Origin of the sequence: Gordonia zhaorongruii, assembly GCF_007559005.1 — a bacterium.
In the GTDB taxonomy this organism is placed as follows: Bacteria; Actinomycetota; Actinomycetes; order Mycobacteriales; family Mycobacteriaceae; genus Gordonia; species Gordonia zhaorongruii.
This window is the reverse complement of sequence record NZ_CP041763.1, coordinates 264,330-277,690: the sequence shown is the minus strand read 5'-3', so window position 1 is coordinate 277,690 and position 13,361 is coordinate 264,330. Positions and strand designations below refer to the sequence as shown.

Genomic DNA, 13,361 nt, shown 5'->3' with positions numbered 1-13,361 from the left:
CCCGTAACGGGCGGAACCAGGTGTCCGACGCGGCGGCCGGGCCGAATCAACGGCCCGGCCGCTGCGGGACTCAGTGACCTAAGCGGGATCGGTCACCGTGACCATCGCGGTACGGATCACCTTGTCGCCGAGCCGGTATCCGGCACGGTAGACCAGGTTGACGACCGGTTCGTCACCACTGCCGTCGTTCTGGATCGCCTCGTGGATCTCCGGGTCGAAGACATCACCCGGCTCCGCGAACTTCACCAGCTTCTCACCGTCGAGAACCGTGGTGAGCTTGTCCGCGAACGCACGGAAAGGCCCCTCATCGAGGTCTCCGTGCTCGCGAGCGCGCTCGAGGTCGTCGAGGATCGGCAGCAGCTTCTCGATGACGACCTGCTTGCCGCGGGCGACGCCCTGCAACTGCTCCTCCGCACTGCGGCGACGGAAGTTCGCGAACTGTGCGCGCTCCCGCTGCAGTGCCTCGGTCAGCTCGGTCACCTGCGTGTCGGCGGGCGCACCGGCATCCCCGGCCTGCGCTGGATCTGTCTGCACCTCATCGGCCTGCGTCGAACTGTCGGCCTGTGCTGCGGTGTCCGGATCGGCGGCCGCGTCGGCGCCCGCGGGCACCTCCCCCGACTCGGGGTCGGTGCCACGCGGGTCGTCGATCACGACTTCCTCTTCCGGTCCCGGAGCTCCGGCATCGGGGAAGGTCACTTCTTGTCACCCTCCTCCGGGTCGTCCACGACCTCGGCGTCCACGACGTCGTCACCCTCGGCGGCACCGTCGGTGCCTTCGCCCTCGGCCGACGCGTTGGCGTAGATCGCCTGGCCCATGGCCTGCGACTCCTCCGACAGCTTCTCGATCGCGGTGCGGATGGCCGCCGAGTCGGTGCCCTTCAGCGACTCGTTGGCGTCGGTGATCGCAGCGTTCACCTTCTCCTTGACGTCTTCGGGGACCTTGTCCTCGTTCTCCTTGAGGAACTTCTCGGTCTGGTTGACCAACGACTCCGCCTGGTTGCGGGTCTCGGCCTCCTCGCGGCGAGTGCGGTCCTCCTCGGCGTGGGCCTCGGCGTCCTTCACCATGCGGTCGATCTCGTCCTTCGACAGACCCGAACCGTCCTGGATGCGGATGCTGTTCTCCTTGCCGGTGCCCTTGTCCTTCGCAGTGACGTGCACGATGCCGTTGGCGTCGATGTCGAACGTCACCTCGATCTGCGGGACACCCTGCGGAGCCGGTGCGATGCCGCCGAGCTCGAACGAACCGAGCAGCTTGTTGTGCGACGCGATCTCGCGCTCACCCTGATACACCTGGATCTGCACGGACGGCTGATTGTCGTCGGCCGTCGTGTAGGTCTCCGAGCGCTTGGTCGGGATGGTGGTGTTGCGCTCGATGAGCTTGTGCATGACACCGCCCTTGGTCTCGATACCGAGGCTCAGCGGAGTCACGTCCAGCAGCAGCACGTCCTTGACCTCGCCGCGGAGAACGCCGGCCTGCAGTGCGGCGCCGACGGCGACGACCTCGTCCGGGTTCACGCCCTTGTTCGGGTCCTGACCGCCGGTCAGCTCCTTGACCAGGTCCGTGACGGCCGGCATACGGGTGGAACCGCCGACGAGGACCACGTGGTCGATGTCGCCGACCGGGATGCCCGCGTCCTTGATGACCGCCTGGAAGGGCTTGCGGGTGCGCTCGAGGAGATCAGAGGTGATCTTCTGGAACTCGCTGCGCGAGAGCTGCTCGTCGAGGAACAGCGGATTCTTCTCGGAGTCCACCGTGATGTACGGCAGGTTGATCGAGGTACTCTGCGACGAAGACAGTTCGATCTTCGCCTTCTCGGCAGCCTCGCGCAGACGCTGCATCGCCATCTTGTCCTTGGTCAGGTCGATGCCCGAGCTGGCCTTGAACTTGTCGACCAGCCACTCGACGATGCGCTCGTCCCAGTCGTCACCACCGAGGACGTTGTCGCCCGAAGTGGCGCGGACCTCGACGACACCGTCGCCGATCTCCAGGAGCGAGACGTCGAACGTGCCGCCACCGAGGTCGAAGACCAGGATGGTCTGTTCCTTCTCACCCTTGTCCAGGCCGTAGGCCAGAGCGGCCGCGGTGGGCTCGTTCACGATGCGGAGGACGTTGAGGCCGGCGATCTGGCCGGATTCCTTGGTGGCCTGACGCTGCGAGTCGTTGAAGTACGCGGGCACGGTGATGACCGCGTCGGTGACGTCCTCACCGAGGTACGACTCGGCGTCGCGCTTGAGCTTCATGAGCGTGCGCGCGCTGATCTCCTGCGGGGTGTACTTCTTGTCGTCGATCTCGACGTTCCAGTCGCCCTCGCCGATGTGGCGCTTGACCGAGCGAATGGTGCGGTCGACGTTGGTGACCGCCTGGTTCTTGGCGGACTGACCGACGAGAACCTCGCCGTTGCGCGCGAACGCGACGATCGACGGGGTGGTGCGGGAGCCTTCAGCGTTCGCGATGACGGTGGGCTCGCCGCCTTCGAGAACGGACACCACGGAGTTGGTGGTGCCGAGGTCGATTCCGACAGCACGGGACATGTGCGTTCCTCCTTGTTGGGCGGCTTGTGTGAAGCCTGGGGTTTGCTGGCCGTTGGGCCTGTAGGTCGTTTTCACCGAAACCTCAGCGCCTTCGGCTCATGTCTACCGGCTCATTCTCGAGCCGTCAATTTTCTTGAGTCCGATACACTCAGGTCCGTCGAAGAGTCCAACGGCTCCGTACCCAGGTTCATTCCCCGATATGAGCCGCATTCACTCACGTCTGCAGTGATGATCATCACCTGCGTGCCGGTACGCTCACTACCCCCACGGCACACAGGATGTGTCATACTGTGCGGTGAATCACATACGAATCGACAAGACTGGGGAGGCACCAGCCCGTGCCAGATTTGAGTCAAGTCCAGCTGCTCACGGAGCTGGAGCCTGTCGCAGAAAAAGAACTGAACCGCCACCTGTCCCTGGCCCGGGACTGGCACCCGCACGATTACGTCCCGTGGGACGAGGCACGCAACTTCGCTGCCATGGGCGGCGAGGACTGGGATCCGGAGCAGTCGCAGTTGAGCGAGGTCGCCAAGGCCGCCATGACGCTCAACCTGCTGACCGAGGACAACCTGCCCTCGTACCACCGGGAGATCACCGAGTACTTCTCGCCGGACGGCGCGTGGGGCACCTGGGTCGGCCGCTGGACCGCTGAGGAGAACCGCCACGGCATCGTGATGCGCGACTACCTCGTCGTGACCCGCGGAGTCGACCCGGTCGCACTCGAGAACGACCGCATGGCGAACATGACCAAGGGGGCGCACTCCGACGATCTGAACGGCCTGCTGCGCGGCGTCGCGTACGTGGCCGTCCAAGAGCTCGGCACCCGTGTGAGCCACCGCAACACCGGCAAGGCCTGCAACGATCCCGTCGCCGACAAGATGCTGCAGCGCATCGCGGCCGACGAGAACCTGCACATGATCTTCTACCGGAACCTCTGCGCGGCAGCTCTCGATCTGGCACCGGACCAGGCGATGGAGGCGATCACCGGCGTGATCACCAACTTCGACATGCCCGGTATCGGCATGCCGAACTTCCGCCGCATGAGCCTGATGATGGCCAAGCACGGCGTGTACGACATCCGTCAGCACCTCGACGACGTCGTGTGGCCGGTCCTGCGCAAGTGGAGCGTCTTCGAGCGCAACGACTTCACCGGTCGTGGCGAGGCGGCCCGCGAGGAACTCGCCGCCTGGCTGGAGAAGACGGAAGGCGAAGCGCGCCGCTTCGAGGAGCAGCGCGATCGTTTCCTCGCCCGCGAGGCGAAGAAGCGCGAGAGCGTCGGCGCCTGACGCAGACCATCCGAAGCGGGCAGCTCTCCACTGAGAGCTGCCCGCTTCGTCTGTCGCACCTACTTCCGCTGTCTCACGTACTACCGTCCAAGCATGCAGACCTGGCGTGAGATCGAGGACCGCGATCCGGTCGGACCGCTGTGGCGGGCCGCCCAGATCTTCCGGCTCCTCTCCTTCGTCTACGCGTTCGGCTTCCAGATCGCCATCAACGGCGACCTCGCCGAGCCCGGCCTCACGTGGGGCCTGTTCGGGGTCCTGACCGCCTTCAACCTCTGGTGGGCGATCGGCTACCTGGTCGGATTCGGCCGACGCCGCTGGTTCGTGACGGTCGAGGTGATCGTGTCGGCGGCGATGATGCTGTCGACCTCGCTGGTCACCGACACGTCGTGGATCAGCCACAACCAGACGTGGCCCACCACGCTGTGGATGACCAATGCGGCCCTGTCGACGGCGATCATCGGCGGAAGTCTGTGGGGTGCGACGGGAGCGCTCGCTATCGCGTGCGCCAACTATTTCGTCAAGGGCGACATCTCGCTGAACTTCGGCCGTAACGCCACCACGATTCTGCTGGTGTCGGCGGCCGCCGCCGTCGGCATGGCCGCCTCGCGTGCCCGCACCGTCCACCACGAGCTCGTCGCCGCGACCGCCGTCGCAGCCCGGTCCGAGGAGCGCGAGCGACTTTCCCGCGAGGTGCACGACGGAGTGCTGCAGGTACTGGCGCTGATGACCCGCCGCGGCCGCGAGATCGGTGGTCCGACAGCGGAACTCGCGGAGTTGGCCGCCGAGCAGGAGCGCCGGCTGCGCGAGCTCATCGCCGCCGATACCGCTTCCGACGGGGCACTCACGCCGTCGGCCCGCGATCTGTCATCGGCCCTGCGCTCGAGCGTCGGTCATCGCGCGCAGATCAGCGCGCCTGCCGATCCGGTGACGGTCGACCTCCGGGTCGCCGACGAGCTGCTCGCGGCAGTCGACAACGTTCTCGACAACGTCGACCATCACGCGGGCCCCGGTGCCAAGGCGTTCCTTCTGCTCGAGGACCTCGGCGGCGAGGTGATCATCAGCGTCCGCGACGACGGTGCGGGAATCCCGGAGGGCCGTCTCGCCGCGGCCGAAGCCGAAGGGCGGATGGGCATCGCGCGATCGGTGATCGGGCGCATCGAGTCGGTCGGCGGCACTGCACGCCTGGAATCCGCACCGGGAGCCGGGACAGAATGGGAACTGACCGCGCCGAAAGACGACCGGAAGGGCACCCCGTGAACGAGCTGCGAATCATGGTGGTCGACGACCATCCGATGTGGCGGGAAGGCGTCGCACGGGACCTCACCGACCAGGGGTTCGACGTCGTCGCCACCGCGGACACCGTGGCCTCGGCCGCCGCTCGCGCGGGAGCCGCGCGTCCAGACGTGGTGCTCATGGACATGCATCTACCCGACGGCAGCGGTGCCGACGCGACCGCACGCGTTCTCGCCGCGCACCCGGCCGCCCGGGTACTGGTCCTGTCGGCGTCGGACGAGCGCGACGACGTCCTGGACGCCATCAAAGCGGGCGCCACCGGCTATCTGGTGAAGAGCGCACAGCAGTCCGAGTTGATCGAAGCCGTGCGATCCACCGCAGACGGTCAGCCGGTGTTCACTCCCGGGCTCGCCGGACTGGTTCTCGGCGAGTACCGGCGCATGTCGCAGTCGCCCGAACCGGACGCACCGGTGCTCACCGACCGGGAGACCGAGGTGCTCCGACACGTGGCGAAGGGCATGTCGTCGAGACAGATCGCGACGCGCCTGCAGATCAGTCCGCGGACTGTCGAGAATCACGTGGGTGCCTCTCTGCGGAAGCTTCAGCTCGGAAACCGCGTCGAACTGGCGCGATACGCCATCGAACACGGGCTCGACGCCGAGTGAGACTCATTCCGCACGCGCAAGTCCTCATGCCTGCTGCGTAGTTCCACGCATGTTTCCGGCGGCGCCGAACGCGAAGCTGAGAAGCATGAACGAGAACCAACCGCACCCGCACCCATCAGGCCCGGCTCCTGCGCCGGGTACTCCACCGCCCACGTCTGAGCGATCGGACTCGTCGATGACATCCGGATCGGCGGATCCGCATCGGCAGCCGTTCATCCACTATCAGACGACCGCTGATCCGTACCTCACCGAAGCCCCTCATCCAACGGGCCCGACCTTCTCTCAGCGGCTGGCCAAGGCCGCCGAATCGGGTCTGATCGGGAAGGTCCTCGCCGGCGTCGGCGTGGCCATCACGCTCGCCGGCATCGTCATGCTGCTGATCCTCGCCGCCCAGGCAGGACTGCTCCGCCCCGAGATCCGGACCGCGGGCGGCGGGCTCCTCGCGGCCGTCCTCGCCGGACTCGGAATCCACATCGGCCGGAACCCCGCCAAACGTCCCGGCGCCGCCGGACTGGTCGCCACCGGCATCGCGGGGCTGCTGTTCGACGTCCTCGCCATGAGCACCTTCTACGAGTGGCTGCCACCGGTGGCGGCGCTGGCTGCGGCCGGCGCGATCGCAGGCGTCGGTCTCGGCGTCGCGCACGTCTGGAACAGCCAGGCGATGGGACTGATGGTCTCGATACCGGTACTCCTCCTGGCGCCCTTCGTGACCGCAGGCGTCACCGTCACCCTGGTCGGATTCGTGCTCGTCTACGCGGCGACCACCCTCTGGATCCAAGTGGGGCGCAACTGGTTCGCCCTGTACGCCGTGAACACTGCGGCGGTCGTCATTCCCGCCGTGATCTACGGAGCGATGTACAGCGAGCCCTGGATCGAGACCGTTATCGCGATCACCGCTCTGGTCGTCATCCTCGGATCGTCGATCCTCCTCGTGAACACCAGCAGCTGCCCGTCGATCGTCGCCCTGATCTCGACTGCGGCGGCCCTGCCGATGATGTTCGCGGTGCACGACAACGGTGTCATCGCCGCAGGAAACCTGGCGCTGGGCGCGGCACTGTTCGCCGCCGCAGCATTCGGCACCTACGGCCGGGTGGACGTCGACGCTCGCATCATGTGGTTCATCGGGACCGCCGCACAGCTCTTGATCGCGGCGGGCTATCTGACCGACGACACGTACCAGCCGTCGACGATCATCACCGCGGGCACACTCCTGGCGGCAGCGTCGTATTTCGCCCGTGACCTGCAGATGCCCGTCCGCATCACCGCGACAGTCTTCTCCGCTCTCGGAATCCTGATGCTCAACGGCTACGGCGCAGTTCGGCAGGTCTTCATCGCCGACCCCTCGGGGCACTCCGACTCCGCGTCGCTGCTGATCGGCGGTCTCCTCGGTCTCATCGCCACGGCCTTGCTCACCTGGTCGTGGGCCACCGAGAACCGGGAGATCGCACTGCATCTAAGCGTCGCGGGTGCGCTCATCGGACTGTGGCTCACCACCACGACCTGCCTGAGCGCCGCACACGTCATCGTCTCCGACGCCGAAGCCGCCTTCCGGGCAGGCCATGCCGCAGCGACCGTCATCTGGGGCATCTGCGCGACGGCCGCGCTCCTCTGGGCACGCACCCTGAAAGGAACCGACCGCACGATCGTGCTCGGTGCGGGTCTCTCCGTCATGGCGGCCGCGATCGGCAAACTGTTCCTGTTCGACCTCGCCGCACTCGACGGCGTGTTCCGCGTCATCGCCTTCATCGGCGTCGGCCTGCTCCTCCTGGCGCTCGGCGTCTCGTACGCGCAGAAGCTGGGCTCGGACGAATCGCAGCCGGTCGTCCAACCCTGACCGACACAACACGAATGCGGGCCGAGTCCAGATGGACTCGGCCCGCATTGCCGCGTATGCGTCCACTGATATCGACGCTGGCACGTTTTAGATGCACCGCTGACGGTCGGCATCGCCCAATAGAGCAACGCCGCCCCGCACAGGTACCACTTTTACGTGCTCACGCCACTGACCTCCGGACAACGACTCGGTCGACCATTCGCGCCTACGCCGTCGTTCGTGCGCGAGGGACTACTTCTTCATCAGCGACATGACGAGGCCGCCCGCGAGCGTGATCACCGCGCCCACGACAACCAGGTAGAGGCCGATGCCCGCCTTGAAACCGTCACCGATCGTCGCGATGCTCAAGACAGCGCTGACGATGGCGAGACCGCCGAAGATGATCGGCAGCTTCTCCCACTTCGCGTCGAACTTGCCGATCAGTCGCGCGAGGGCTGCGATGATCATGCCGATCGCCGCGGCACCTGCCAGCCAATGCAGTTTGCTGCCTTCGAAGACAACCTCGTAGGTGGAGGTGCTGGTGGTCTGACCGAGGCCGTTGATGGTGGCACCCTCATCCGCCTCGACGACGAACCATTCGAGCGGATAGGCGATGAGCGTCAGCACAGCGCCCACGATCGCGACGACCGCGCCGATGGAGAAGCCGCTGTACTCGTTCTCGGCCTCGGCCGTCCCACCGACACGGCCCTGCGCACCTGCAGGCTGGACGGGCGCAGGCTGGCCCGGTGCAGGCTGGTTCGGCGCAGACTGGCTGTTCGGTTGCTGCGGCTGGTTCATGAGTGGTCCCTCCCGTGCGCGTGATCATCCCCGGCTCCGGGGTGACTGTCGGAAGTGACGCTAACCCACAATGCGACCGGCCGTCCCACAGCCGAACCGGCCTGGTGGCCGGAGCAGCAGTGAACCGCCGCCCGACCACCCTCGTGCGATGGTCCGAGAGCTCACCAGTCCGATTCGTCGAACACGATCAATCCACGAATGTTGTTACCCGCCAGCATGTCGTCGTACGCCTTGTTGATCTCCTCGAGGCGGTACGTCTGCGTCACCAGGTCCGTCAGATTGAGCTGCCCCGACCGGTACTCGTTGAGCAGCTTCGGTATCTGCGTTCGTGGACCCGCGCCACCGAAGATCGCTCCCTGCACCCGTTTCTGCAGGAGCGTCAGCTCGAAGATGTTCATCGACGCGTCCATCGCCCGGGCGTCACCCATGCCGACGACCACCACCTGCCCGCCCTTCGCGGTCATCGCCAGCGCGGGGGCGATGTACTCCCCCTTCATCTCGCCCACCGTCAGCACCACCGTGTTCGCCATCTTCCCCCAGCTGATCTCGCCGAGAACCGGCGTCGCCTCGTCCATCGATTCGAAGGTGTGGGTGGCCCCGAGCTTCTCGGCCATGTCGCGCTTGAACTTCACCGGGTCGACGGCCACCACGTGCCGTGCGCCCGCAACCTTCGCCCCCTGAATCGTATTGATCCCGACGCCGCCGATCCCGACGACGACCACGGTGTCGCCCGGTCGCGTGCCGCCGATCTCGGTGGCCGAGCCCCAGCCGGTCGCGATGCCGCATCCGAGCAGCGCCGCCTCCTTGAGCGGAATGTCGTCCTCGATCTTCACGAGCGACGCCTCGTTGACGGTGATGTACGGCGAGAATGTGCCGAGCAGGCACATCTGTGTCAGCCCCTCGCCGTCGCGCGTCACCCGATGCGTCTTGTCGGAGATCGACAGACCGGTCAGCAGACCCGCACCCTCATCGCAGATGTTCTGGGCGCCCCGAGAGCACGGCTCGCACACACCGCAGGCAGGGATGAAGGCGGTCACCACGTGGTCGCCCTCGGCGAACCGGGTGACACCCGACCCCACCTTGACGACGGTGCCCGCGCCTTCGTGTCCGCCGACGACCGGCATCGGCACCGGCGACTGACCGGTGCGCAGATGGTGATCCGAGTGGCAGAGGCCCGAGCTCGCGAGACGCACCTGCACCTCGCCCGCGATCGGGTCTCCCAGCTCGACCTCCTCGATCTGCCACTCCTCGTTGACGCCGTGGAGGACTGCGGCTTTCGTCTTCATGTCGACCTCGTGTTCTCACCAGGACTGTCATTCGCGCCGCGACACCGACTGGTGCGACGAGCTGATCGCCGGTCCCGCCCGCCTGGCATCATGAGTGTGACCGTCACCTCATACTGCCCGCGGGGTCGGACGAACGTACCGCTTCGCACGAATCGGCCCACCTGCGAAAGCACCCTGCTCCCCCGAACCGACACGCACACCTCAAATGGAAAAGTGCCGGTCGAACGACGTACCATCCCGGCTGTGACCAGAGGTGGAAAGGCCCGACACTCGAAGCCGCGGGGTACTCCCAACGAGGACGCGGCCGCGGGCTACAACTCGGGCTACCGGCTCGACCTCGACGGCCTCCGCGGAATCGCGATCTTCCTGGTCGCGATCTTCCACGTCTGGTTCGGGCGCGTGTCCGGCGGCGTGGACGTCTTCCTCACCCTGTCCGGCTACTTCTTCGTCGCATCGCTTCTCAAGCACGTCGTCCGGTCGCAGTCCGCCGACGTCTCGTGGTCGGTGACGATCAATCCGTGGCCGCGCCTGAGTCGGCTGCTGCGCCGCCTGATTCCTGCGCTGTTCCTGATCCTCGCCGTCATCGCGCTGCTCACCTGGCAACTCATGCCATCCACGCGATGGGGCCCGCTCGGCAAGGAACTCATCGCGTCGGCTCTCTATTATCAGAACTATCACCTGGGCTTCGCCTCTCAGGATTACGGCGCGGCCGACTCCGCCGTCAGCCCGATGCAGCATCTGTGGTCGATGGCGATGCAGGGCCAGTTCTTCGTGATCACCATGCTCTGCGCACTCGCGCTCGGCGGACTCCTCAAACTCGCAGGCCGACGCTGGCCTGCGGTGTCGACTCCGAAGGTCGTCACGGCGATCGTCGGCTTCTCCCTGCTCGCGATCGCCCTCGCATCGTTCGCCTGGGCCAACTACCGCCACGGCATCAACCAGCCGTTCAACTACTACGACACCGTCGCGCGGCTGTGGGAGCCGCTGGCCGGCGGTCTGCTCGCCATCTGGATGCCGCGCGTGCGGCTGGCGAACTGGCTGCGGGCGGCGCTCAGTGCGGTGGCCGTCGCGCTGATCGCCACCTCGGGCATCTGGATCGCCGGTGTCGAGCAGTACCCGGGTCTGCTCGCACTGGTACCGGCAGGTTCCACGCTGCTGCTCATCTGGGTCGGATCATCGGTCACCGCGCCCCGCCCCGTCCCCGGCAACGACCTCTCGCTTGTGGGACGCATGCTCGCCCATCCGTGGATCGTATGGCTCGGGTCCATCGCGTACGCCCTCTACCTGTGGCACTGGCCGTTCCTGATCTTCTACATGGCCTGGCGTTCGAAGAACGACGTGTCGTTCATCGAGGGCACCGCCATCCTGATCATCTCCGTGATCATCGCCTGGGCCGCCACCAAGTGGTTCGAGGCGCCGCTGCGCGCCGGTCGCGGCGAGGGATTCTCGGCACGCTACCGGAGCATCATCGCGATCGTCGTCGTCATCGTGTCGGCGTTCGCGCTCGGCAGCGGCGGCTACTGGCAGTACCGCGCCGACCAGCAGTACGTCGACACCACCAACCTGGATCCTCGCGAGTATCCGGGAGCCAGGGCGTTCATCGACAACGCACCGGCACCGGCCATCCCGCCCGTTCCGAACCCGGAGGCCGCCGGCGAGGACTGGCCGCTCAATCATCTGCCCCACTTCTCCAACTTCGGTGACCCGTCGATCAAGGTGGGCGTCTACGGCGACGCGAGCGCCACGCGGACCATCGCCGTCGTCGGCGGCTCGCATTCCGAACACTGGATGACCGCGATGGACGTCCTCGGCAAGAAGCGGGGGTTCCGGGTCACCACCTATATGAAGGCAGGTTGCGCTCTCAGCACCGAGGCGTTCGTCAAGTTCCAGGGTAAGACCCTCACCGAATGCGAGGACTGGTCGGAGCGGGTCGTCGACCAGCTCGCTCAGGACAAGCCCGACTACGTGTTCACCACGGCGACCCGCCCTGACTCGGCCGGCCCCGGTGACGTGACTCCGCAGGGGTACATCGACTACTTCGAGATGTTCCGGGATCGCGGACAGAAGGTGCTCGCGGTCCGCGACACCCCGTGGACGTGGAACGCCGAAGCGCCCCGCGACTGCCTCGCACGCGGCAAGAGCCCCGGGGTGTGCGGAGTCCCGATGAACCGCTCGCTCGATCCGGTCAATCCGGCGGACGCCGTCGCCGGGGACTTCCCGAACATCACCTTCCTGGACTACACGAAGGGCTTCTGCCGGGATGGGTACTGTCCCGCGGTGGTCGGCAACATCCTCGTCTGGCACGACTCGCACCACGTGACGACGGCGTTCATGCGCAGCCTGGTGCCGTACCTCGATGCGGACATCGGCCGGGCGACGCAATGGTGGCAGCCGTAGGGCTGACCGTCCTCCGCCGCCCTGACGAAAGCCCCCGAGGTTCCACCGATGTCCGTCACCGCAGACCGCAGCACCGTCGACGCTCCCGAGCGGTCGGCGACCGGGCCGGTCGTCGATCTCCACCTAGGCGGCCCGGGTCCGCAGACGGCGACGCCGCCGCCGGTGATGACGCAGTCGCACGAGGTGACGGCGCCGCAGACCGCAGCACCGAAGAAGCCGTACCTCCACCACGTCGACCTGATCCGGGCCACCACGTTCGCGCTCGTCATCTTCGTGCACGTGCTGACCACCACGACCGACGAGTTCGGCAGTCAGGGAGTGAACGCGACCGCGATCGCGTTCCATGCGACGCGGAACATCTTCTTCGCCCTCACCGGGTTCGTGCTGATGTACCAGAACATCGACCGCGCCGATTTCGGTGCCGCGACCTTCTGGCGGCGCCGGATCAAACTCGTGATCGTTCCGTACCTGATCTGGTCGACGGTCTACTGGATGGTCCTCGGCATGTGGTCGTTGGGGCGCGGCGCCGAGATTCCGACCAGCCTCGACGAACTCGCCGGCCAGATCTCCTTCGGCACGGCCGCGTACCACCTGTACTTCCTGTTCGTGATGCTGCAGGTGTACATCCTGTTCCCGTTGCTGCGCGCGCTCGTCATCCGCACCCGCGGTCACCACGCCGTGGTCCTCGGCACCTGTCTGGGACTGCAGGTGATCATCGTGTCGCTGATGTCGTACTGGCCGGAGCCCGCATCGTGGGATTATGCGTGGCTCCACCTGTACGCGACGTTCGTGCCCTACCAGCTCGTCATCGTCGCAGGTGCCATCGCGGCGGACCATCGTGAGCTGATCGCCCAGCACCTCCGCGGCCGGAGCGCGCCGCTGGCCGTCGCCTTGGTCGCGACCGGCGCCTTCGCCGTCGGCGCCTACCTGCACCGGGTGAACTTCAACGGCTCCCCCGTCAACGATCCGCAGAGCGCGTTCGAGCTGACCACCCTGCCCTTCATCCTCGTCGCCGTCGTCTCGATGTACGCGATGGCGCTGCACTGGTCCACGTTCCGGCGGGCCGCGACGTCGCGCTTCGCCTCGTTCGTGGCGTACGCGGCGAACCGCTCGTTCCCGGTCTTCCTCGTCCACATCATGGTGCTGTTCTGGTTGCAGTACCCGAAGACCGACGGGGTGCCGTCGATCCTCCACCACGTTCCGCAGCCACTGGGGACGGCGCTCGTCTACGCGGCGACGGTAGCCGGATCGCTGGCGGCCGTCGAGGTGCTGCGCAGGCTGCCCGGATCGTTGTATCTGACCGGCCGCCCGCGACTGCCGTTCCGCTGGACCATCTGAGCCGCCTGCGCGGC

10 protein-coding genes are annotated in these 13,361 nt (G+C 66.6%); 6 read left to right on the top strand and 4 right to left on the bottom strand.

All coding sequences use genetic code 11. The features are described from left to right. Window positions 1–78 precede the first annotated feature (78 nt). On the bottom strand, window positions 79–696 hold the full coding sequence (grpE, locus tag FO044_RS01260; protein WP_132992872.1) for a nucleotide exchange factor GrpE: 618 nt from the start codon (window positions 694–696) through the stop codon (window positions 79–81). Then, window positions 693–2,531: a molecular chaperone DnaK gene (dnaK, locus tag FO044_RS01255; protein WP_132992871.1), complete on the bottom strand. Its 1,839-nt coding sequence runs from the start codon at window positions 2,529–2,531 to the stop codon at window positions 693–695. Before dnaK ends, grpE begins: the two co-directional genes overlap by 4 nt. Before the next feature lie 338 nt (window positions 2,532–2,869). Here dnaK and FO044_RS01250 point away from each other — a divergent pair, with 338 nt between their 5' ends. The 4 genes from FO044_RS01250 to FO044_RS01235 all read left to right on the top strand — a co-directional run bounded on the left by FO044_RS01250 (window position 2,870) and on the right by FO044_RS01235 (window position 7,549). Further along, complete coding sequence (locus FO044_RS01250; RefSeq protein WP_132992870.1) at window positions 2,870–3,817, top strand: acyl-ACP desaturase; 948 nt, start codon at window positions 2,870–2,872, stop codon at window positions 3,815–3,817. A gap of 93 nt (window positions 3,818–3,910) precedes the next feature. Further along, a complete protein-coding gene (gene macS / locus FO044_RS01245) occupies window positions 3,911–5,074 on the top strand; it encodes a MacS family sensor histidine kinase (RefSeq protein ID WP_132992869.1) in 1,164 nt (387 codons plus the stop codon). Window positions 5,075–5,088: 14 nt separating this feature from the next. Further along, window positions 5,089–5,715 (top strand): response regulator, encoded by a 627-nt coding sequence (locus FO044_RS01240; protein WP_235831465.1) that lies wholly within the window; start codon window positions 5,089–5,091, stop codon window positions 5,713–5,715. A gap of 175 nt (window positions 5,716–5,890) precedes the next feature. Then, window positions 5,891–7,549 carry a DUF2339 domain-containing protein gene (locus FO044_RS01235; RefSeq protein ID WP_165943072.1) on the top strand — a complete coding sequence of 553 codons (1,659 nt, stop codon included), beginning with the start codon at window positions 5,891–5,893 and terminating at the stop codon, window positions 7,547–7,549. A gap of 231 nt (window positions 7,550–7,780) precedes the next feature. On the opposite strand, the gene FO044_RS01230 is transcribed toward FO044_RS01235, so the two are convergent. Continuing rightward, entirely contained in the window at window positions 7,781–8,326 is a 546-nt protein-coding gene (locus FO044_RS01230; protein ID WP_132992866.1) for a hypothetical protein, read from the bottom strand. 161 nt (window positions 8,327–8,487) lie between these two features. Next, entirely contained in the window at window positions 8,488–9,612 is a 1,125-nt protein-coding gene (locus FO044_RS01225) for an NDMA-dependent alcohol dehydrogenase (RefSeq protein ID WP_132992865.1), read from the bottom strand. 243 nt (window positions 9,613–9,855) lie between these two features. Between FO044_RS01225 and FO044_RS01220 the strand changes: the two genes are divergently transcribed. Beyond that, window positions 9,856–12,009, top strand: a complete 2,154-nt coding sequence (locus FO044_RS01220; protein ID WP_235831394.1) for an acyltransferase family protein — start codon at window positions 9,856–9,858, stop codon at window positions 12,007–12,009. A 48-nt stretch (window positions 12,010–12,057) separates the two neighbouring features. Continuing rightward, entirely contained in the window at window positions 12,058–13,347 is a 1,290-nt protein-coding gene (locus tag FO044_RS01215) for an acyltransferase (protein ID WP_235831393.1), read from the top strand. Window positions 13,348–13,361 lie beyond the last annotated feature (14 nt).